This window comes from Paenibacillus sp. L3-i20, assembly GCF_022180385.2.
Classification (GTDB): Bacteria; Bacillota; Bacilli; order Paenibacillales; family Paenibacillaceae; genus Pristimantibacillus.
Map to the genome: position 1 here is coordinate 1888047 of NZ_BQME02000001.1, position 20779 is coordinate 1908825.

General features: G+C 40.1%; 15 protein-coding genes and 2 pseudogenes. 14 read left to right on the forward strand and 3 right to left on the reverse strand.

The window, feature by feature from the left end; genetic code table 11:
- Nucleotides 1–58 precede the first annotated feature (58 nt).
- The 6 genes and pseudogenes from MFF31_RS08895 (at nucleotide 59) to MFF31_RS25390 (ending at nucleotide 6484) form a co-directional block, all read left to right on the forward strand.
- A complete protein-coding gene (locus MFF31_RS08895; RefSeq protein WP_238187668.1) occupies nucleotides 59–940 on the forward strand; it encodes a carbohydrate ABC transporter permease in 882 nt (293 codons plus the stop codon).
- Nucleotides 940–1776 carry a carbohydrate ABC transporter permease gene (locus MFF31_RS08900; RefSeq protein ID WP_238187669.1) on the forward strand — a complete coding sequence of 279 codons (837 nt, stop codon included), beginning with the start codon at nucleotides 940–942 and terminating at the stop codon, nucleotides 1774–1776. The genes MFF31_RS08895 and MFF31_RS08900 overlap by 1 nt, the downstream gene beginning before the upstream one ends.
- A gap of 125 nt (nucleotides 1777–1901) precedes the next feature.
- The gene (locus MFF31_RS08905; protein WP_238187670.1) at nucleotides 1902–3191 is read left to right on the forward strand and encodes an ABC transporter substrate-binding protein; all 1290 of its coding nucleotides are present in this window, start codon (nucleotides 1902–1904) and stop codon (nucleotides 3189–3191) included.
- A 101-nt stretch (nucleotides 3192–3292) separates the two neighbouring features.
- The gene (locus MFF31_RS08910) at nucleotides 3293–5731 is read left to right on the forward strand and encodes a glycoside hydrolase family 31 protein (protein WP_238187671.1); all 2439 of its coding nucleotides are present in this window, start codon (nucleotides 3293–3295) and stop codon (nucleotides 5729–5731) included.
- Nucleotides 5732–6007: 276 nt separating this feature from the next.
- A pseudogene (locus tag MFF31_RS25385) lies at nucleotides 6008–6190 on the forward strand (YiaA/YiaB family inner membrane protein); the annotation flags it as partial.
- A gap of 57 nt (nucleotides 6191–6247) precedes the next feature.
- A complete protein-coding gene (locus MFF31_RS25390; RefSeq protein WP_375541307.1) occupies nucleotides 6248–6484 on the forward strand; it encodes a YiaA/YiaB family inner membrane protein in 237 nt (78 codons plus the stop codon).
- Between the two features lie 265 nt (nucleotides 6485–6749).
- Here the strand turns inward: MFF31_RS25390 and MFF31_RS08920 are convergent, their stop codons facing one another.
- A complete protein-coding gene (locus tag MFF31_RS08920; RefSeq protein ID WP_238187673.1) occupies nucleotides 6750–7574 on the reverse strand; it encodes a class I SAM-dependent methyltransferase in 825 nt (274 codons plus the stop codon).
- A gap of 188 nt (nucleotides 7575–7762) precedes the next feature.
- Between MFF31_RS08920 and MFF31_RS08925 the strand changes: the two genes are divergently transcribed.
- From MFF31_RS08925 to MFF31_RS08940, 4 genes and pseudogenes are all read left to right on the forward strand, one after another.
- A complete protein-coding gene (locus MFF31_RS08925; RefSeq protein WP_238187674.1) occupies nucleotides 7763–8923 on the forward strand; it encodes an MFS transporter in 1161 nt (386 codons plus the stop codon).
- A gap of 66 nt (nucleotides 8924–8989) precedes the next feature.
- Nucleotides 8990–9142: pseudogene (locus MFF31_RS08930) on the forward strand (alpha/beta fold hydrolase); the annotation flags it as partial.
- Nucleotides 9143–9361: 219 nt separating this feature from the next.
- Nucleotides 9362–10507, forward strand: a complete 1146-nt coding sequence (locus MFF31_RS08935) for an AAA family ATPase (RefSeq protein WP_238187675.1) — start codon at nucleotides 9362–9364, stop codon at nucleotides 10505–10507.
- A gap of 111 nt (nucleotides 10508–10618) precedes the next feature.
- Entirely contained in the window at nucleotides 10619–11152 is a 534-nt protein-coding gene (locus tag MFF31_RS08940; RefSeq protein ID WP_238187676.1) for a hypothetical protein, read from the forward strand.
- Between the two features lie 98 nt (nucleotides 11153–11250).
- Here MFF31_RS08940 and MFF31_RS08945 read toward each other — a convergent pair whose 3' ends face one another.
- Both MFF31_RS08945 and MFF31_RS08950 read right to left on the reverse strand, forming a co-directional pair.
- Nucleotides 11251–12105, reverse strand: coding sequence for a metallophosphoesterase (locus MFF31_RS08945; protein ID WP_248565434.1), 855 nt, complete (start codon nucleotides 12103–12105; stop codon nucleotides 11251–11253).
- Between the two features lie 217 nt (nucleotides 12106–12322).
- A complete protein-coding gene (locus MFF31_RS08950; RefSeq protein WP_282570436.1) occupies nucleotides 12323–16465 on the reverse strand; it encodes a S8 family serine peptidase in 4143 nt (1380 codons plus the stop codon).
- Between the two features lie 432 nt (nucleotides 16466–16897).
- Here MFF31_RS08950 and MFF31_RS08955 point away from each other — a divergent pair, with 432 nt between their 5' ends.
- From MFF31_RS08955 to MFF31_RS08970, 4 genes are all read left to right on the forward strand, one after another.
- Complete coding sequence (locus MFF31_RS08955) at nucleotides 16898–17554, forward strand: response regulator transcription factor (protein WP_238187678.1); 657 nt, start codon at nucleotides 16898–16900, stop codon at nucleotides 17552–17554.
- 4 nt (nucleotides 17555–17558) lie between these two features.
- The gene (locus MFF31_RS08960; protein WP_238187679.1) at nucleotides 17559–18992 is read left to right on the forward strand and encodes a sensor histidine kinase; all 1434 of its coding nucleotides are present in this window, start codon (nucleotides 17559–17561) and stop codon (nucleotides 18990–18992) included.
- Nucleotides 18989–19756 carry a hypothetical protein gene (locus MFF31_RS08965; protein WP_238187680.1) on the forward strand — a complete coding sequence of 256 codons (768 nt, stop codon included), beginning with the start codon at nucleotides 18989–18991 and terminating at the stop codon, nucleotides 19754–19756. The genes MFF31_RS08960 and MFF31_RS08965 overlap by 4 nt, the downstream gene beginning before the upstream one ends.
- 99 nt (nucleotides 19757–19855) lie before the next feature.
- On the forward strand, nucleotides 19856–20626 hold the full coding sequence (locus tag MFF31_RS08970) for a hypothetical protein (protein ID WP_238187681.1): 771 nt from the start codon (nucleotides 19856–19858) through the stop codon (nucleotides 20624–20626).
- Nucleotides 20627–20779: the final 153 nt, after the last annotated feature.

Below are 20779 nucleotides of genomic sequence, written 5' to 3' on the forward strand. Positions count from 1 at the left end.
GACTTTCTCGCATACTAAATTATAAGCCAAAAATGAAATGTGCAAAGGGGAGAACGGGATGAACCGCAAAAAAACTTCGCAATTGACTCAGCAGGCTGTGTTCGTAGGTCCTGCTATCATATTTTTCAGCCTTATCATTGTCATGCCCTTCCTACTTGGGTTGTATTATTCATTCACCGATTGGAACGGTGTATCGGGAGAAGTGTCATGGATCGGGCTAGAAAATTATAAACAAATCTTTATGCACGATACGGGCTTCCGTGATTCCTTTTGGTTTACGACCAAATTCACAATCCTTGGCGTCGTATTAACAAATGTATTGGGCTTCTTCTTAGCCTATTTCCTAATAAAACCGCTTAAAACGCGTAATTTTCTTCGCACTGTATTCTTTATGCCAAACGTAATCGGCGGACTGTTGCTCGGATTTATATGGCAGTTTATTTTTGTAAAAGGTTTCTCGGCAATTGGCAGCGCAACAGGCATTTCTTTCTTTAATTTACCTTGGCTCGGCACAGAGAATACAGCCTTTTGGGCAATCGTTATCGTATTCGTTTGGCAAACGGCCGGTTATTTGATGGTTATCTACATTTCATCACTAAACAATGTGCCGAAGGATATTTTGGAAGCGGCTGAGATCGATGGTGCAAGTCGTTTTCAAGTTCTTCGCTCCATTATTATCCCTCTTATTATGCCAGCGGCGACAGTTTGTTTGTTTCTAGCTATTTCTTGGTCGTTCAAAATGTTCGATCTTAACTTGTCGCTTACAAAAGGTGGTCCATTCGGTTCAACGGAATCGGTAGCGATGAACATTTACAACGAAGCATTCGCACGTAATAGATATGGTTTGGGTACGGCAAAAGCGATTATATTCTTCGTCATTGTAGCTGTTATAACAACCCTTCAAGTGAAACTAACAAAAAGCAAGGAGGTTAAAGCGTAATGGACATGACAAAAAACGAACGTACTGGAAGAATTGTGACGGAAGTAATCATGATATTAATCGCTTTACTCTTTCTTGTTCCGTTTTACTTTTTATTCGTCAATTCAGTTAAGAGCATTGGTGATTTGTACACGAATGCAGCTAGTTTGCCGAAGTCATTGGAATGGGGCAACTATGCGCGTGCATTCGAAATCACAAAATTCCCTACTGCGTTCCTTAACTCGTTCATCATCACAATCATTAGCAATGTCGTCATCGTCCTCATAAGCGCGATGGCAGCTTATCGGATGGTACGTACAGATAGCCGATTCAACCGCCTTCTATTCGTTGTGTTCGTAGCGGCAATGGTTGTGCCATTCCAATCCATCATGATTCCGCTTGTAAAGGTGACAAGCACATTAGGTCTCATGAACAGCATTCCAGGATTGATCATTTGTTACCTAGGCTTTGGCGTTCCAATTTCAGTCTTTTTGTTCCATGGGTTTGTGAAGTCGATACCTCTAGAAATCGAAGAGGCAGCAACAGTAGACGGATCGAATGTGTATGGCGTCTTTTATCGAGTAGTATTGCCACTTCTTAAGCCGATGCTAGTGACCGTATTTATTTTGAACACGCTATGGATATGGAATGACTACTTGCTACCGTCGCTTATTTTGCAAGCACCTGAGCTTCGTACGATTCCAATTGCAACGTTCAATTTCTTTGGACAGTATACGAAGCAATGGGATTTGGCACTACCAGCCCTTGTTATGGGTATTCTACCTGTTATCGTCTTTTTCTTATCGATGCAGAAGTACATTATTGAAGGTATTACGCAAGGTGCGGTGAAAGGCTAAGGGGATGTCACAGATGTCTCCCTCTTTGGTCAATATCCTCCCTACAACAATAGGGCACAACACTCTACAATGAAGAAGTAAACGTTTTCAAACATACCAGTCAAAACATACAGGGAGGCTTCATTATGAAAAAGTATACAAAGTTAACACTCGTTATGCTTCTTGCTTTCTCCATGGTATTATCAGCTTGCGGCTCGAATGCAGGTGAAAATAAAGGTACTGAAACAGGCGAATCAAAAGAAACAAAAACAATTAAAATCTTTCAATTTAAAGTTGAAATTGCAGAAGCTCTAAATAAGCTTAAAGCAGAATATGAAAGCACACATCCAGGCATTAAGCTTGATATTCAAACGGTTGGCGGCGGTTCCGATTACGGCGCTGCGCTAAAAGCGAAGTTCGCAGCTGGAGACGAGCCGGATATTTTCAACAACGGTGGATATAGCGAAATGGAAACATGGATTGGCAGCTTGGAAGATCTATCCGATCAGCCTTGGGTTGCGGACGCAATCGACGTTGCGAAAGAGCCAATGACGAAGGACGGGAAAATTTATGGTCAACCAATGAACTTGGAAGGCTACGGATTTGTATATAACAAAGATTTGTTCGCAAAAGCAGGCATTACAGAATTGCCAAAAACAATTACACAACTAGAAGAAGCTGCTAAAAAGCTAGAAGCAAGTGGAGTTACACCTTTTGCTAACGGATATCAAGAGCTTTGGATTCTAGGTGATCACTCCATGAACCTTGCGTTTGCTAATCAGAAGGACCCAGATGCGTTTATTAAAGGTCTATATGATGGTTCAGCAAAAATTCCAGGCAATCCAGTATTCCAAGAGTGGACGAATCTTCTTGATTTGACATTGAAATATGGCAACAAAAATCCATTAACTACGGACTACAACACAGAAATGACGATGTTTGCTAACGGTGAAGCAGCAATGACTCAACAAGGCAACTGGACACAAGTACAGATTGACAGCATTAACCCGAATTTGAACGTTGGTATTTTGCCAATGCCAATAAACGATAACGCTGCTGAAAACGATAAATTGCTAATTGGCGTACCGAACAACTGGGTTGTTAACAAAAATTCAGCTGTAAAAGCAGAAGCAAAAGAATTTTTGAACTGGTTGGTAACTTCTGATGCTGGTAAAAAATATGTGACTAAAGAATTTAAGTTTATCCCTGCTTTCAAGAGCATTAAAGCAAGTAGTGAAGATCTAGGTCAATTGGGAACGGAAGTTATGACTTACAGCCAAGCGGATAAAGTATTGAGCTGGAACTTCAAAAAATTCCCTGATGGTAGTATGAATGAGTTTGGTAATCATGTTCAAGCATACATTGCTGGCAAATCGGATAGAGAGCGTCTATACGAAGATTTGCAAAAAGCATGGGATAATCTGAAAGTGAAATAAGAATAAAAATTAATGTAACAAAAATTATAAGTGGAAGAAAAGAAGCGATCTCCGGTTAACGGCGGACGCTTCTTTTCATAACATCATGGGAGGTAACAGATATGGAAGGAAGCGCAGCGATACATCCAGATAAAGTTGCTCTATTAGAGGGACAAGCAACACGTAAACAATTGGGAGCTGTAAAGTCTGTAGAACAACAGGATGGAGTAAACATTTGTCGTGGAGAGAAAGGGAATGCAGCGGTTGTATTTCTTGCGGATAACATTTGCCGGATTAAGATTTTCCATGGTGCAGATGTAGATTTATCGACAACACCAGGTGTTCTTCCTCAGAAACAATTAGTAGATGTAAAGGTAGAGGAGAACGAAGAGCGTATTATTTTCAAAACGTCATCCATGCAACTAGTCGTTAACAGAGCTGACTTCAGCTTCTTTTATGAGGATCTTGCAGGAAGTCGGATCGCGCATCAACAACCAATAAGCTGGAATGCACGAGGCGAGATTAAAGTAACTTATGATAGTGGATTGGAATCTCATTTCTACGGATTGGGCGAGAAGACAGGTTTCTTGGACAAGCGCGGTGAGCGCTACACGAACTGGAATACCGATGTTTATGCTCCGCATGTGCCGGAAATCGAGGCATTGTACGAATCCATTCCTTTACTTATCCATATGAACGGTGATCGCAGCTACGGATTATTTTTGGATAACCCTGGTCGTACCGATTTCGATATGCGTTCGGAGCAGACAGCATTCACAATTAGCTGTACAACAGGCGCGTATGATATTTATTTCATTAATGGACCAGAACTGAAGGACGTCGTTTCAAGGTACACAACACTGACCGGACGGATGGATCTTCCTCCTAAATGGGCAATCGGATATCATCAATCTCGCTATAGCTATATGAATCAACAGGAAGTGCTTGAGCTTGCAAGAACGTTCCGGGCGAAGCAAATTCCTTGTGATGTTATTTATTTGGACATTCATTATATGGACGAGTATCGTGTGTTCACCTTCGATAAGGATCGTTTCCCTGAGCCAGAAGCAATGATGGCAGAGCTTAAGTCGCTTGGCATTCGAATTGTTCCGATCGTAGATCCTGGTGTGAAGAAAGATGCGAAATATAAGACCTATCAGGAAGGCGTGCGTCAGAACCATTTTGTCAAAAAGCTTGAGGGGGATATTTTCTTCGGTGAAGTATGGCCTGGCATTAGTGCATTCCCTGATTTTACAGAGGATCGCACTTCAGAATGGTGGGGAGAGCAGCATAAGTTCTATACGGATCTAGGTATCCAAGGCATTTGGAACGATATGAATGAGCCAGCCTTGTTTAATGAGAGCAAGACGATGGATCTTGATGCGATGCATGGCAACAATGGCAATCCGTTAACGCATGAGGAGTTGCATAATCTATACGGCATGTTGATGTCGAAAGCTACTTATGAAGGTTTATGCGGATTGCTGGAAGGACAACGTCCATTTATTCTAACTCGTGCAGGATATGCGGGCATTCAGCGCTATGCTGCTGTATGGACTGGCGACAATCGCAGCTTCTGGGAGCACATGGCGATGGCAATGCCGATGGTTATGAACATGGGATTATCGGGTATTCCGTTCGCTGGTCCTGACATTGGCGGATTTGCACATCATACATCGGATGAACTGCTTATTCGTTGGACACAAATGGGCGCATTTTTCCCTTATTGCCGTAATCACTCTGCTATTGGTACGGTACGTCAAGAACCATGGTCATTCGGAAGCAAGTCGGAAGAGATTGTTCGGACATATATTGGTCTACGTTATCGTCTCATGCCGCATCTGTATAATTTATTCCAACAGTCAGCGACAAACGGATTGCCGATTCTTCGTCCGCTTCTGCTGGAATATCCGTCTGATCCCAATGTCACGAACTTATGTGATCAGTTCCTTATCGGTGAAGATTTGCTGATAGCTCCTGTTTATCGTCCAGATACAACTCATCGTGCAGTGTATTTGCCTGCGGGAGAATGGATCGATTATTGGACGGGAGAGCGCCTTTCTGGAGGACGTCATATCTTAGCGAATGCACCAATTGAAATTATGCCTATGTATATGAAAGCAGGCTCCATTATAGCTGAAGGCCCATTGACGCAAAGTGCGGATGAAGTGACAGATGAAGCGATCACTTTCAACGTGTATGGTGCATCGGCAGATCGTACATCTTCCTATACGTTGTATGAAGATGATGGCGTTAGCTTCGATTATCGCAACGGTTCGTATTCCGAGTTAAGTGTAAACGTTGCTGGTCAAGGAAATGTAGTGGAATTGAATTGGGCGTATAACTCTACAAACGGCTTTAAGTCTGAGCGCAAGGGACTTCGATTCTCGTTCCGTAGTGCAAGCTTCACAGCGAAGGGTGTTGAAGGTTTGCAAAGTCTGTCGCCAGAGCAGCTTGCTGCTGGAGCAGAAGGCTGGTCGCTGGATACATCTACAGGAGATCTTCTTATTCAGGTAGCAGATGAGGCGAAGAGCGGTAAACTTATTATTTCTATTGGGTAAAATAAGATAGGTGTGGAGGATGAGTGGCGAAAGCTACTCATCTTTTTTTGGTGATACGAAGAACCGTACCATAAGTAACGACAGGTTAGCACTTATCTGGATGTATTAAATTCGTGTTGTCCAGCGGTCACTATGCTGTTCTTTCGCATTCACATAGTTAAAAATATAAAATCACCTAAAATAATCTAATTAACGGTAGAATTTTGCTGATGTTTCGCGGTATAGTGGTAAAGGATATAGCGCCATTAATTCTGAATATGGGAGAGGAATCTTCAGATGAATCAGAGATATCGTAAACGAAACACCGCTGCTTTCACAGGGGCATCGTATTTTGCATTGGCCGCAGGTCTTTTTCTATTCTGTTTGGGAGTGTACAACGCTGATTGGGAATTGAACGTGAAAGGGTATTATATACTTTGTATGGTGTTAATTACGATTACCTGCATCGTTGTACAGAAGGTCGTTAGAGACAATACGGAAGATAAAGAAATTCGTTTGGATAACCCGAAACACAGAATGCGAAATACAGGGGCTTTCACTATAATGTCTCTTGCCGGTTTGATTATCGGTTACGCGATGTTCTTCATTGGTCTTTACAACGCTCCATTTGAATTAAATGTAAAAGGGTATTATATAGCAGTTATTCTGTTGATTTCATACAGCGCTATTGGCGTTCAGAAGGTGACGAGGGATAATGCAGAAGACAATGAAATTATTGCCGAGCTAGAGAGTGGACGTGGAATACAGGGGTAAGAACGACTACTCCCGAATCGTTATAATCTCGCTACAGCGAAGTGAAGTTTTCCTAGAAGAAGTTACCTTTTGATATTGTTCATAATGAGGAAGAGGGTGCTCCAAAAGCGATGACTTTTGGAACACCCTCTTTCTAGTGTGAACATGTTCGGCAAATGATAGTGAGAAGGACACAACTTGACCTACCGTCTACTTCGAACGTATAAATGTATTTTTGCAATCGTTCAGTTCAGTAGTTATTGACGCTCCCCTTATTCTGGTGAGTTTATACCGGCTTTGTACCACATGCCATAAAAAATAACATCATTGCGTGAGCATCTGGTGAATGAGCGAAGTTTTCATAGGATTTATTTAGTTCATCATATTCGTGTTGTGTAATGACGCCATTTTTATAAAATCCAGCAAATCGATTTATATCGAATTGTTTCTTAAATCCTTCAATACCATGTAAATCACTATGTTGAACGATAGCATCCATATCCACATCTGTAAAACCTGAATGGGTTAACATTCGAGGTAGGCTTCTGCCTATATTTCGGTTGCCGCCTCTTGAGGCTTGGCGTTGTGCAAGCTTTTTTAATATTGAAGGTAAAACGTCTAACTCGGGTTGTATAGCTCCGAATACTCCCTCATCAATATCAATAATAACGAGTTTGCCACCCGGTTTGAGTACACGCATAATTTCTATTGCTGCCTCCAACGGGTTATGTAGATGTAAAAATAGTAATCGCGCAATAGCAAAGTCGAAATAGTTATCCGGTAAATTAGTATTATAAACGGAAGCATGAGAAAATTTGAGTCTTGATTCAGGCATATGATTTAACATATGCTTCGCCTTTTCAAGTAAAACATCGTCAATATCTAATGCGGTAATTTCACTGTGCGGCAAGTTATCAAGCAGCTTTTCGGTAACGAAACCAGGACCGCTGCCGACTTCTAATACTTTCATACCGTCTGCGAGTCCAAACGATTTCAGTGTACGATGTTCTTTTTCCCAACCCATTAATGCTTGTTCCTTTAGGCGTTGCAACTCTGCTTCTGCTCCAATGGGAACATCTTGAAAGGTATACGTTGAGTGACGAGCATCCATTGATACGACCTCCATAGTTGTAAGATTAGCTTCCCTTTTAGGTTAAACATTGCATACTACTGCGTACATGAAAATAATTCCATTTATTCGATATCCAATTTAACATAACCAATCTAAATTTGTAAGGTATATGATAGAATAATGAAATGATAATAGGGAACACAACAACTGAGAGGAAGTAAACTTTTATGAAAGCGCCAAATCTGTTAAGAGGCTTTAACTTTTTGTATTTTGCGTTGCTCGCTATGTTCATTTCATTCCTTCCGGTTTATTTAGATGTGCAAGGTCTGACTAAATCACAAATTGGCTTCATCATCGGGACTGGCGGTTTCGTTACGCTCTTTGCCCAGCCTCTATGGGGAATGATTAGTGACAAAACAAAATCGATACGCAAAATATTGTTAATACTGCTCATGTTCTCAACGATTGTTGGTTACTTGCTGTATGATGCCAGCAGCTATCCCATGCTCATTATGCTAGCTATGCTGCTTTATTTCTTCCTTATGTCGGTTGATCCATTGACAGAAAGCCTCAACTTCTCGGTAGCTGAATCACATGGAACCAGCTATGGATCCATTCGTACCTATGGTGCGTTAGGTTATGCTGTTGCAGCGCTGCTTACTGGCTATGTTATCTCGTATTTCGGTGAAAAAAGCTTGGGCGTGATGTTTGCAGCGTTTGGTGTGATTAGTTTTGTTATAGCTTGGATCATGCCGGATGCTCCTACAACGGGCAAACCTGTTACATTAAAAAGCTTAAAGCATTTTATAAGCAACAAGGAGACACTTTTATTTCTATTGCTTGTCTTTATTTGTTCCATTCCAGCACGTATGAACGATACCTTCCTCGGCATATACATTCGGGAGCTAGGAGGAAGTACCGAATTAGTAGGTATAGCGTTTTTCCTAGCGGCAGGCAGTGAAATTATCGTATTTGCTCTAAGTTTCTGGTGGATGCGCAAAGGAAAAGAGCTGCTTATCATTTCGTTCGCAGCAGCCTTCTATTTCTTACGGTTTTTTGTTTCGGCATGGATTACCGATCCGCATATGTTAGCGTATTTGCAAATACTGCAACTGCTGACTTTCCCTATCTTCTACACTGCAGCTATTCAGTATCTGTATCGTATTGTCCCAGTAGAATGGCGTGCGACGGGTCAAACTGTGCTGGCGTTACTTTTCTTCGGCGTATCGGGCATTATTGCTTCTTATGTAGGTGGGGCGTTGTATGAAGGTTTTGGTGGTCAAACGCTTTATTTATCCATTGCTGCTGTATCCTTCTGTGGGGTGTTGTTTGGTCTTGTTCTATATATGAAGTATGGCAAAAGGCTTTCGGTAAACGAGGAAACTTAATCATAGATTATTGAAGGAATCTACAGTGAAGAGTAAGTATATGAAAGTAATCAGGATTACTATTATATACTTACTCTTTTTGTATTGCTCGGGTTGATTGTGCCTACATGGACCCCACGAATTAAAGGGGAGAACAGTATTAGTACGTTGGAACAAGTTGAAATCAATGGCGCTGGTTATGAAGTTATGATTAGGGGAGTAGATAAAAGCAATCCTATTGGAAATTTCCTAGAATATAGTCTCTAATGGTTGAATATAAGCTGTAGTATGAATGGCTGGCAGCTAGGTTCTGTCTTCTAAAAGAGTGGAATGAAATGTACCATAAATAACGTTATGCTGAACAATGGTTACTTCGGTAAAAAAATTACGACATAATATTTTTTGTTGTATATTTTTTACGCAGTAAGGTATGCTAATTAAAGAAAGGAGTGCAATCTGATGTTAAAAAAAATAACGATGAAAAATTATTTGTCATTTAAAAATAAGACAATAGTGGACTTATGTGCGACGGGGTATAAAGTGTTATCTGAAAAAAACACGTACAATAATACACTAAAAGGAGCTTTCTTTGTAGGAGCTAACGCATCAGGCAAAACAAATGTAATTCGTGCAGTCAAATTACTATTTGATCTATTGTTTGCCGAAAGAAAAATCAACCTAAGCGTTCAAAGGTGTTTATTTTCTTCAGATGAATCATTGAGTTTAGAATATGAATTTGAATTTTCTAATACAACAATTAAATATTACATAGAGTATGAAGTTGCTAAGAGCAGTCTTGTTGAGATGCTATATATTCAAGACAGAAACGTTCTAAATCGAGTTGGTAAGAGTGCTAAATCAGAGATAACTGATAATAAAATATATAATGATATTGACGAAAACACATTACTCCTAAGAGAAATTTACTTTAATACTAAGTTTCGAAATCAGCCAATCTTAAAACAATGGTTCGAGTTTTTAATGCATTCTGTTTACATGGATGGATACAAAGAAACTTTTTTTTCTCCTGGCAAATTGAATTTAGGTATAAAAGAATATCTTGAAAATGAAGGAGCTGACGAAATCAATCACTTCTTCAAACAATTTAATTTTAATCAGAGAATTGAATATTCAAATGCTAGTTCTGGAAACATCACGAGGATAGAATCCATTGAGGAAAAGGATATATTCTTTAAGCGTGAAGGGGTTGGTGAGCCTATACCTTTTCCATGGGAATCACTTGGAAATCAAAAGTTGTTAAGATTACTGCCTTCATTCTTTTATGTAGTTAGAAATGGAGGAATGTTGGTTGTTGATGAGTTCAGCAGTGGTCTACATAATTTTTTAGAAGAACTACTTATCAAATATTTTATGAAAAATTCAAAGAACTCACAGCTCTTCATAGTATCTCATTCTACCAATTTACTTTCTAATTCACTTCTGAGACCTGATCAGATTTACGCTGTAGATTTTAATGGAATTGAAGGAAGTGCACTAAAGAGATTTTCTACAGAACAGCCACGATTAGCTCAGAACCTTGAGAAGATGTATACAGGTGGTGTTTTTGGAGGAATTCCAGACTACAGAGATGATGAAATTGATTAAGATCAATAGAGATAAAAATATAGGAAAAGTGTTGCTAATTGTGGAAGGGTCATTAATACAAAAGAATCCGCCATCTCATTTATTGATGAAACAGATGGATTTTTGGACTTGATGTTTGAGAAGTTAATTGAAGAGTATCACTTTCCAGTTGATCGTGCTGCAATTTTTTATATTTTTGATAGAGATGTTAATTCAAATACCGATCCTCTTTTTATAAGAGAATTAATTAGGTCCTTAAGTAGCTCAAGAGAAAATAATGGTTTTAGTAGACAAGGTTTATTATTACTGAGCTACCCATGCGTAGAGAGCTTTGTTGCTTCAAATTTCATCGAAAACTCATTTCAATTGTCATTTGAAACAGGCAAAGAACTAAGTAAATATTTAGAAGATAAGAAGATCAATCAAAGTAAGATTACAGAGGAAACTGTGATAAGGGCAGTTACAGAAATGGAGCTTGCTTTAAAACAGCTTGGTGTTTCCCAATATGATTTAGATCATTTTTCAGATACTAACTTATTTATTTTTAATCATCAAGAAGAACAGTATATACTTAACCAAAAGTATAGACTTTTAAGTTTAATTTGTATAATACTGTTAGACTTGGGGCTGATAGATATTGTGAACTCTAAGGACGATATTTACTAATTCCCGAACCATGCCTTGAATATCTATTAGTTACTCAAGCATGGTTCATTATTAATATTTATGTGAACAAGCAGTATGAAAATTGTTTCCGTCATAGTTTATCTTTTCAACGTAATAACGGTCAGTTCGGGGCGGCAATGAAAGCGTATGGGCATGCGAGATGTGCCAATGCCACGTGTCGTGTACACTTGTAGTCGGCTGTCGGGTATTTGATAAAGACCTTGTGAATATTTGCTTCCGTATGGAGGCGTATATAAAGGCCCAATAAAGGGAATCTGTACTTGTCCGCCATGACTATGTCCAGACAATTGAAGATCAATGGGGAGCCTGCTATATTCATCAGCAAAGTCAGGCTCATGAGCAAGCAGTATCGTACAAGCATCTTGCGGGATATGAAGCAATGCTTGATCAATGTTGGGTTTACCGACCCAAGGATCATCTATCCCAGCTATATATAGGCTATCACTACCTTTGGTTAACGGAACATGCTCATTATGAAGGACATGAAAGCCTGCTTGTGATAATCCTCTTGTAACTGACCGCCGATTCCCAAATGCATCATGATTTCCTAATACGGCATATTGTCCATACGGTGCTTGCAGCCGAGAAAGCAGTGATACAGCTTCTGCTATATAACTTGTAGAATGATCGAGCAAATCTCCAGTAAAACAAATAAGATCAGGCTTTAATCTCTGAATTTGTTCCATTAGCGCTATTAAATGCTCTGAATCTGAATGAACCCCAAGATGTAAATCGCTGAAATGAACGATTCGAAATTGGTCAAACGAGCGAGGCAAATTAGTTATCTTCACCTCGACGTCAGTCATATCAATCCAGTTAGGCTCTATCCAACGTGAATATGCACCAGATAAACTTGCTGCACTCGCTAGACCAAGACCCCATCCCATACTTTTTTTCAAAAATGTTCTCCGGCAAATCGGTTTCGAATTCATGATACCTCCGATGTCTTACTTCTTTATGAGTAAGATCATCATAGTGCTCTCGTGTTACATCAGTATGACAAAGAGAACAAGCATCATAAAAATCAAAATTCAAATGATGTAAGACCATACACATACATAATAATAACTAGAATGATACATAAATAAGGCGAATGCCCAGTCCGTATGGAATGGAATTCGCCTTTTTCGCTGAAATTTACTTCAAAAATTAAATCAAACCACCAAGCTTAAGCAGAGTATGAATAACTTTGGCGGCTGATTCACGAGTTGTTGGTTGTAGAGGGTTAAATACTTTAGAGCCTTCATTGCCAGAGCCTTGTATCAAACCGAGAGTAGAAAGACGTTTCACACTTTCCTGTGCATATGCAGCGATAGAGGAAGAATCAGCATATGGTTCATTTAGAGGTCCAGTTTTTATAGGGATTTGAACATATTTGGTTGCTTTATCTAACATAATCGCTAAATCTTGACGGCTAATTTGTTGTTGTGGTTGGAATGATCCGTCACCTTTTCCGCTAACTAACCCAGCTTCATAAGCAGCAGATACATCGGCAGCAAACCAGTCAGTTGCGTTTACATCTGTAAACGACGACTTACCGGAGCCCGTAATTCCTAAAGTGCGCACCAACATTGCTGTAAACTCAGCACGGGTTATCGTTTGTTTTGGTGAGAATGTAGTAGCAGTTGTACCATTCAGCAAAAATTTGCTTGTTAATGATTTGATTTGGTCCCCTGCCCAAGAATTAGATAAGTCGGTGAAGTGAACCTCTCTTGTCAATACTGCATATTCGGAGAAGCCCGGTCTTGCAACGATAGCTGTCCAAGTACCATCGTTATTACTGACCAATTGGGAAGGTGCAGCAGATAGTTTGCCGTCCGTATGAAACAGAACTCCCGCAAGGGATAAATCATCTTTAGATTTTACGGTAAATGCCCGCGTAATTAATTTTCCATCCGTGTTAATCGGCTGTGCTCCTGCTTCCGTTACATAAAACGCATCAAACAGAATAGGGGAACCGTGAAGTTTAACGGATTTGTCGTCATCAGTAAATAAGGCTGCCTTGTCTGTTGCAGCACCAATGACAAAATGAATTGCTGCTCCTTTAGGTGCTTTGCTCAATAACTCTGTTGGCAACGAAAGCGCAGCATCTCCCACACTGAAAATAATGGACGATCCTGATGCGGCAGTTGAGAGCGCAGCAACCTGTTCTCCTGACAATTTCAGCTTAGTTTGTTTATTAGTGCTTGATGGGACGCCCACAATTACGGCAGTTGTCACATTAGGTGTAAGCAGTGATTTTAAATCATTTGAATTTATAGATAGGTTAACTGTATTACCCTCTGTTTGAGATGCGGCATTAATATGTTTTAGCGCTTGCCCTTGGTTGACAACAGCTTTTAGTGAAGGAGTTGTCGTTGATGTAGTCACCGGAGCAATTGGTCCAGTCACATATACTGGTGGAGATGTAGTTATTGGTGTCGGGAAACTGATATGGAATGATGCATACGAGAAGCCAACTACGTTAATCTGATCTGTCGTTTTGTTGATGTTGTAAGCATAAGGAATGATTTGATAAGTACCTTCGGTCAACATTTTTTCGATCGGTTTTCCTGAATCGTCTAATACGTAGTATTTTCCAGTCAATAGTCCTTTTAATTCGATCGTACCCGATTCGAGTGGTTCATCGTCCTTCCGTGAATAGGCTCCGAGGCTTCCTATATAGTCTTCGTTACTGTCGATTAAATCAAATCCAATTGTTGTCGCATGGTTAGCTGCTAATTGTGGTTTATTATATTGGAATGACACAGTTCCCGAATCATCTTGACCATCACCATTAGGAGTAATTTTGCTTGGCGTTACTTGTGCCTGCTGTACAGCGAAGCCCGAGCCAGGAGGCTTGGTGCCAATATGCACTGCAAATGGTAGTTGAAGTGTTGGCTGTCCAGCACTTTCAAGCAATATTTCCCCTTCATAGACACCAGTGGCTGCTGTGGATTTTGGCGCTAATTGCAGCACAAAAGGCTGTGAGGACTTGGCGGAAGCTTTCAGTTGTCCGTTGCTATCTAGTCCCGATAAAGTAACATTTAACTGGGAAGAATCAGGTGTTGCGATAGGATTGAGCGGATCTGACGTTACATTATTATGCAAGTTTATTTTGGCGGTATAGGTAACTTCCTGATCGGAAATATTCTTTAACTGAAGTGAAACGGTTTTGGCGGCATCCCCTGGTGCCATCAAACCAAAGCTGTAATTGCTGCCGTAATAATTAATCGTTTGATTGTTCAGTTTCGCATCCTGGATGGTTAGACTTTCTACTGTTTGCAGCAATGCAGGTGTTTTCAGTGCATTGCTTAAGCTAGCACGGCCAGATCCTTGAGAATACACATCGTATAGTGTTCCGCTCGTATTGTAGATATCAACCGATGTATTGGCTAATGCAGCCTTAATATCAAACGGAGACCAATCGGGATATTTCTGTTGAAGCAAAAGGGCTAAACCGCTCACATGTGGTGTTGCCATGCTTGTTCCCGTATTTCGGCCATAAGCATTAGCGAAGTCTGCATCTGGTTTAAAGCCGGGTATAGTCGACAAAATAGCAACGCCTGGTGCTGATACATCTGGCTTGATTAAGTAACGACCGTCCATTGTTGGTCCTCTAGAGCTAAAAGTCCCAACATCCTCTGCAACGCTTTTTGCAATCGTATAATCTGTTCCGAATGTTATTGTGAGAGGATGGTCAGGTTGAGAGAGGCTCGCACTAATCAGCTTGCGGCCTTCATCGCCCCGCATATCGAATACGGGAATTCCACCAGGATTATCTCCTAAATAGACATCAAAGTGACCGTCACGCCCAGCAATTGATTCGGATAAATCAGCTACATCCACATTGTTTTCTTTTTTAGCATTTCCATTGAAAACAATAACTGCTTTTGCCCTGTTAAGACGAGCAAATTTTTCTTTATCTACAAATGGGATAACTCCCCTTGATACGATAACTATTTTATTTTCAACGTTTAATCCGTCATAATCTGATTCGCGTCCTAGTGATGCATAAACGACCTCGTGTGGGTCGGTTCCAAATATTTGTGGAAAATTGTTATCGCCCGTCCCAAAAGCTTCTATTAAAAATCTGTATGGACCAAAGCCAGGGAGTGAGGGTGAAGCATTTGCTTGATAGACATCTGTAGCCACTGAAGTAGCGCCTACGGAAATCGCTAACTGGGAATTGGCCGGTGTTCCCATTGAGTAATAATAAGGAGCTCCTGCATCATCAGCGGCATTGCCGTTGGCAACTACGACAACTGTACCCGCTAATACGGCATTATTAATCGCAATGGTTTCAATTGCATGCGGGTTTTTATTCAGATCCGAGCCGAGAGATAAGTTTAAAACGTCTAATCCAGCTTTCACGGCGAGCTCAATACCTGCAACGACTTGAGCAGAAGTGCCTGTCGCTCTATTTTGGCTATCACGCCCTAACACTTTATAGGCATACAGGTCAGCTTCATACGCAACACCTTTTTGTGAGAATTCCGAGTTGGTGTTTTGGTATCGTCCGACAATTGTACCTGCAACATGGGTGCCATGACTGGAGCCATTGTAACCTAGCTTGAGAGGGTCATCTTCTATCGAGACAGGCAGATCTTCGTAAGGATCATTATCACTGAATCTCGGATCAGCACCTCCTTTGTAGGCATCTTTCAAGTCAGGGTGGTAATAGTCTACTCCGGTATCTAACACACCGACTTTTAGCCCCTTGCCTGTTAAGCCTAGCGCCCATGCATCGGGTACTCCCATTAAATCTAGAGGAGCGCTGTCATAGAAAGGGGCTAGAGATCCATCTATTGCTGGTTCGGGTTCAGAATAATAGTGGCGATTTTCCACGATAGCTGTTACACCAGGAACCTGAGCTAATTGTGGGATTTGGTTTGCGGGTATTGCAATTTCTGCTCCATTAAAGACAGTATCGAACCAGCGCTCTACATTTAAATCGATGCCATTATGTAATGCTTCGCCGAGCACTGCTTGCTGCTCATTGTATACCGTTTGTTTAGTTGCGATCTCGTCAACTGCCTGTAATCCTTGACTTGCTGCATATTGAGCTACAGCAAGGGGTTGACCGCTAAGCTGTACGAGTACATGGATAATATCGGCAGATGCTGTATCAATGGCTGGTGAAATAGTGGAAGGTGTTTTTTTGGAGAGGCCTAGTTGTTCAAGTCCTGTAAATTCAAAGGTAGGGTTAGTGGAAGCGGTTGTTGCGAATGCAGCGGCGGGCTGCAATAAACCAACCGTTAAGGCGAAGGTTAATGATAGGCCGAGTACTTTGGAATAGCGGAAAATGCTCAAAGATTCTCCTCTTTTCTTGTGGAAGATTTATAAAAAAGAATGAATAAATCTGACATAACTTGTTACATAGATGAAATTTACTTAAAAAACATAAAATTCAAAAACCTTGCTACATGAAAAAAAGCAAAAAATCACCGTTTTATTGTGAAAATCACCTTCTTTTTCAAAACCCATACTTGTTTTTAAATTAGCAGAGATTTTTTTTCATTATCACCTCAATTAAATGTCAGCTTAATTAACAAGTGTATTACATAAATTTTCGAATATGCAATGAATGAGAAATTAGTATTTTCCGAATAAAGCTTTGCGTAACAAAAGTGGAGTTGACTACACCTGTCCTAGATTATACTCATAAGCGGTTGCTTTTCTACTTTGGCTTCGTTATCGTAGCATTAAGGTAATAACTATCATTTATGTTAGGAGATTCTGAGAATGAGCAAAAAGATTTTGATTGTTGAGGACGACATTCATATATCCAAAATCATTAAAATGAATCTCAATATCGTGAGCTACGAGACGATAGAGGTTTACGATGGTGAAGCTGCGCTTGCGCTATTGCAACAGGAAAAGTTCGATCTCATTTTGCTAGATGTTATGATACCGAAGTTGGATGGATTTGCATTGATGGAACGAATCAAGCCTTACAATACTCCAGTTATTTTTTTGACGGCAAAAAATTCGGTTTACGATAAAGTGAATGGATTAAAGCTAGGAGCAGACGATTATATGGTGAAGCCCTTCGAAGCGATAGAACTGTTAGCTAGAATAGAGACGGTACTTCGAAGATATGGCAAGGAAGAACGAGTGCTGGCATTCAGGTATGTGTCTGTCGATTTGGACAAACGGGAAGTAACCAAGCATGGAGAAACAGTAGAGCTAACGCCTAAGGAATATGATTTGCTTGTCATTCTTATGAAAAATAAGAACATTGCATTATCCAGAGAGCAATTCATCGATAAAGTATGGGGCGGCGATTACTACGGGGAAACGAGAACGGTTGATATGCATATTAAAACGCTGCGTAAGAAGCTAGAGCTGCAAGAACACATTAAAACGATTTACAAGCTCGGTTATAGGTTGGAGGATTGAGGAGATGAAGTTTTGGCAAAAAATTTATGTCTTCTCTATTTTAGGATTCGTTATCGTTTTTAATGCTGCTTCCATTATGGTCATTGAGCGAAGCCATACTCGAATGCTCCAAGGTGAAATAAACAGCGCACTGAGTCAAAATATGAGTATTCAATCTACCGTCGATGCGATTTTGCCGATTTTCCGTATCTATGATTCGATTGATTATGAGAAAACGGTGCTTACGAGAATTTCCAATGATTTTGTTAACAAAAATCCGGGTGTTTATTTGGATGTTCGTAATGAGAAGGGTCAGGAAGTCTTTAGCAATATGGATTTTCAATTGCCGGATAAACGTTCGGAACTGGATGGAATGAGTATGGATCAAATTAATTATGTGCTGCGGGATATTGATGCACGCACCATATTGTTTACATCAAATCTTGCAGATATTAACGGGAAGAGTTATTTATTTACTTACATGGTGGACGTAACATCCGTCTATCAAGACCGTTTAGATCAATATCAGTTTTTTGTAAAAGTGGATGTGGCGGCTTGTATCGTCTTTATGTTATTTATGTTTTTTGTTAGTCGCAGACTGACAAGATCGATTGAACAGTTAAGCAGGACGGCTCAAGTTATTGCAAAGGGTAACTTCTCGGAACGTGTTCATCTGAATTCAAAGGATGAAATCGGTATGATGGCTCACAACTTTAATGTTATGGCTGGCGTAGTCGAGGACAAGATTACCCATCTAGAGCGGAACAATGAAGAAAAGCAGCGATTTATTAACCATTTCACACATGAATTGAAGACTCCGCTTACTTCTATTATTGCCTATGCTAATTTTATGAGGACAACGAAATATAGTGAAGAATTGTTTCTGGACGGTCTGAATGTTATTTATTCGGAAGGAAAGCGATTAGAGTCATTGTCTTTAAAGCTGATGAATCTGATTATGATGCAAGGTGACAATTTCCAGATGGAGTGGCACGATTTGGGAGTCATCATTACAGAGATGCGACCTTCACTTACTATGATGGCTAAGGAAAAGCAAGTGGAAATTTTCTTTGAATACGGGCAGGGTGAACTTCAATTAGAGCGGGATTTGGTCAAGGTGCTAATTTCTAATCTAGTGGATAATGCGATCAAAGCGTCTGACGAGGGAGGAATTATTACGCTGCGGACGACATGGTCCGGTGATATTTGCAGCCTTGAAGTTATTGATCAAGGGATTGGTATTGCAAAGGAGCATCAGCCTAACCTATTTGAACCATTCTACATGGCGGACAAATCTCGAACGAGAAGCAGGAATGGTGCAGGGCTTGGTCTTTCAATATGCCAAAGCATTGCAAATATTCATAACGCCGTTATTAGGATAAAGAGTACCGAAGGTGAAGGGACAACAATGGAAGTATTGTTCGCTCCTATCCATACGATGGGAGGGATTGAGAATTGAACAGGCTTATTGTTGTGATGTTAAGTGTCGTATGTATGATCGTTATGACAGGATGCGCAGGAATGTTTGATCGGATTCCGAAAGACAATGTAATGGTAAAGAAAATAACGAAGGAAGAGACTGTGAATGAAATTGAATATGAAGGCGTACTCTCTCAAGTTGCAATAAAAACATTAAGTATTAATGCGGTGAAGACATATTTAGACGAGAATATAGCGATGGAAGATCTCCAGTATGAGTTGTTGCTTATTGATCAGAGCAGCTTGAAGGATTTGCTGAGAGGAGCGAATTTTGAATTAATTCCCAGGGGAGAATCGAGAAGTAATTCCACTCCTGTAGCAATCCCTCAAGGGATGGAAAAATATGAATCCTATTTAGAGCCGATTGCTAATGGTTTGTATTTTGCAACGCTTACTAAGCAGTCTGACCCAAGAGAAGTTTATGAAATTGTGCTGAATGCCAAAGATGGGGATATTTTAAAAGTAACCAAGGAAGAAATTGTTGGGATCAGTCTGAGCTATGACGAAGTAGATCAGGATAAAGTTAACGAGATAGCTATTGCGTTTATTGAGAAGATGGGAGACTACTCATTGTCCGATCTATTTAAACGGGATGGGTATACCAGATGGGGAAATAAAGTGAAGTTGTACTATGACAGCATTGACAGCAATGAGCTGAAGTATGTTGTTGAAGTTAATGTGAGGGACCAAAAAGTTGTCGGTTTCCGTAAGGATGTTATGGCTTTCCTTAGTTACTATAATTAGTGTTGCGTGTTTCTCGGAAGGTGTTTATATGAATGCAAAGGATGAAATCGGTATGGAAGTTTTGTTTGCTCCTTTCGATAGGTTGGGAGGGAGTGGGAATTGAACAGGCTTATTGTTGTGATGTTAAGTGTCGTATTTATGATTGTTATGACAGGATGCACAGGAATGATTGATCGGATTCCGAAAGACAATGTAATGGTAAAGAAAATAACGAAGGAAGAGACTGTGAATGAAATTGAATATGAAGGCGTACTCTCTCAAGTTGCAATAAAAACATTAAGTCTTAATGCGGTGAAGACATATTTAGACGAGAATATAACGATGGAAGACATCCAGTATGAGCTGTTGCTTATTGATCAGAGTAGCTTAAAGGATTTTCTTATAGAAACAGAAAACGGAAGAGTTCCTGAGGGAGAATTGAGTGCAGTATTACCTCAAGTGATGAGAAAATATGAAGCCTATTTAGAGCCGATTGTTAATGGTTTGTATTTTGTAACGATAACCAAGCAGTCTGACCCAAGAGAAGTTTATAAAATTGTACTTAATGCGAAAGAGGGGGATGTTTTACAAGTTATTAAGCTAGAAATTGTTACGAGCAATCTGAGCTATGACGAAGTAGATCAGGATAAAGTTAACGAGATAGCTAATGCGTTTATTGAGAAGAAGGGAGACTACTCATTGTCCGATCTATCTAAACGGGATGAGTTTACCAGATGGACAAATAAAGTGATGTTGTACTATGACAGCATTGACAGCAATGAGCTGAAGTATATTGTTGAAGTTAATGTGAGGGACCAAAAAGTTGTCGGTTTCAGTAAGGATGTTATGGCTTTCCTTGTTTACTATAATGCGTGTTGCGTGTGGAGATAAACAGGGTTGTTATACAGGGCTTTTTAATAAAGCTACAGAAAAAAGCTAATCGCCATCGCGATTAGCTTTTTTGTCATATTCAGGTAAATATCTTTTACAACTTCAATACAACTTTATCTAACTTATCATATATCTCCTCCTTATACTGATAGA